The following is a 1,977-nucleotide window of genomic DNA, read 5'->3' on the forward strand; positions in this document are numbered from 1 at the left end:
GTTCAGGCGGTAGGCGGTGTACATGGTGCTGACCGATGCACGCTTGGGCGCAAGACCGGGATTGACGAGGATCAGCGAACGGCGCTCGCTGTCGTCCATGGTCACAAGTTCGGCCGCGCGCTGCAGCAGGGGCTCGATGTCCGAATAGGACCACACGAAGGGAACGGCCCTCGACGTCGCCATCAGTTGCTTGATCTCGTCATGGTCGACGCCTTCCGACGTCGCCCAGAACGGAAACATGTTCTTTGCGTAGAGGGCGTCATAGAGGCCCTTGAGTGCCGCCTTCTTGTTGGTGAGCACATCGTTAGCTGGTTGCGCCAGGGACATATCGGACACCTCTCGTCACGAAGAAAATACTTCTAACCAACTCAACCGTATTCGCATTGGTTTTGCTCGACAATACCCAAATTGCGAATTTTATAAGTTTTTGGTTGAGGTGCATTTTTGAAAGGCAAATGCCCAGAAATAGGCAGGAATAGCCTAGAAATGCACGAAATTCAGCTCACAATCAGGGCGTGAAACCGCTTCGTCACGGCCATGCTGACGCGCATGACAGTCCAACCAACGCAGTTTTTCAGTCTCAACCAAAAGACTTTGGTTGCATCCGGCCGCCTTATCAGGCAGCCACGCTCTGTTGAGCGCGGCTGCGGATCAGATCCGCGGCCTTTTCGGCGATCATGATGACCGCCGCATTGATGTTGCCGCAAACGAGGTCGGGCATGACCGAGGCGTCCACGACACGAAGCCCGGCAATGCCGCGCACCCGCAATTCCGGATCGACCACCGATGCCGCATCGACGCCCAGGCGGCACGTGCCGGCCGGATGATGCACGGTGATCGAGGTCTTGCGGATATGCTCGTCGATCTCGTCGTCGCTCTCGCATTTCGGGCCGGGGAAGAACTCCGCGCCGACAAACGGGGTCATGGACGGCTGGCTGGCAAGGTTGCGTGCAACACGAAAGCCAGCGCGAAGCGACTGCCAGTCGCGCTGCGAGGACAGGAAATTCTGATGGATCAGGGGCGCGGCAACCGGATCGCTCGACGCCAGCTTGACGCTGCCGCGGCTCTCCGGCTGCACCGCAACGATACGGGTCGCAAAGCCGTCGGCGAACGGCGCCTTGAACGGCGACATGTAAGGCCATGCCCCAAGCGGCGCGGCGGTGAAAAGCAGCTGTACGTCCGGCAACGGCCGGCTTGCGTCGCTTTTCAGGAATGCCACGACGCCGCCAGGCACATCTCCCGAAAAGCCCTTTCCGGTGAGATAAGTCCTGACGAAATCCAGCCCGATACGATCGGCCCGCATCATCTTGAGAAACGGTCCAGGCTGTTTGCGCCGATACATCACGATAACCGAAACGTGGTCCTGCAGATTCTTGCCGACTTGCGCACGATCGACCTTCGTCTCGATGCCATGCGCCGCCAGCTCGCCGCTGTCGCCTATGCCTGACAGCATCATCAGCTGCGGCGTGTTGATGACGCCGCCGGCAAGCAGAACTTCGCGCCGCGCCAGAACTTCATGGCTCGCCCCGCCTCTGGTGTAGGCAATGCCGGCTGCGCGGCCATCCCTGAGCAGGATCTTCGTCGCCATCGCGCCGGTCAGCACCTTGACATTGCCGCGCCGCATGGCGGGCCGCAGATAGGCGGTTGCGGTCGAGCAACGGCGGCCGTTGGCGATTGTCATCTGCAGCCGGCCGAAACCTTCCTGTATGGCGCCATTATAGTCATCGGTCTGCGGGTATCCGGCATCACGGCTGGCTGTGGCGAAGGCATCGATCAGTTCGTCCTTGTAGCGGCAGAACTGGGTGTTCAGCGGCCCGCTGCCGCCACGGTACCGGCTTTCGCCCGCTTCCCAGCGCTCCTGCTTCTTGAAGTAGGGCAGCACCTTGTCGAACGACCAGTCCGTCAGGCCGCTTGCCGCCCAGCGATCGTAGTCGCCGCGATTGCCGCGCACATAAGCCATGGCGTTGGTGGAGGAAG

General features: G+C 60.7%; 1 protein-coding gene and 1 pseudogene. Both read right to left on the bottom strand.

The features are described from left to right. Window positions 1-327, bottom strand: a pseudogene (locus EN925_RS33650) (gentisate 1,2-dioxygenase); the annotation flags it as partial. 289 nt (window positions 328-616) lie between these two features. Then, window positions 617-1,977, bottom strand: a 1,361-nt coding sequence (locus EN925_RS33655; RefSeq protein WP_128337260.1) for a GMC family oxidoreductase N-terminal domain-containing protein, incomplete at its 5' end; no start/stop codon positions are given.

The organism is Mesorhizobium sp. M7A.F.Ca.US.006.04.2.1 (assembly GCF_004022915.1).
Taxonomy (GTDB): domain Bacteria; phylum Pseudomonadota; class Alphaproteobacteria; order Rhizobiales; family Rhizobiaceae; genus Mesorhizobium; species Mesorhizobium ciceri.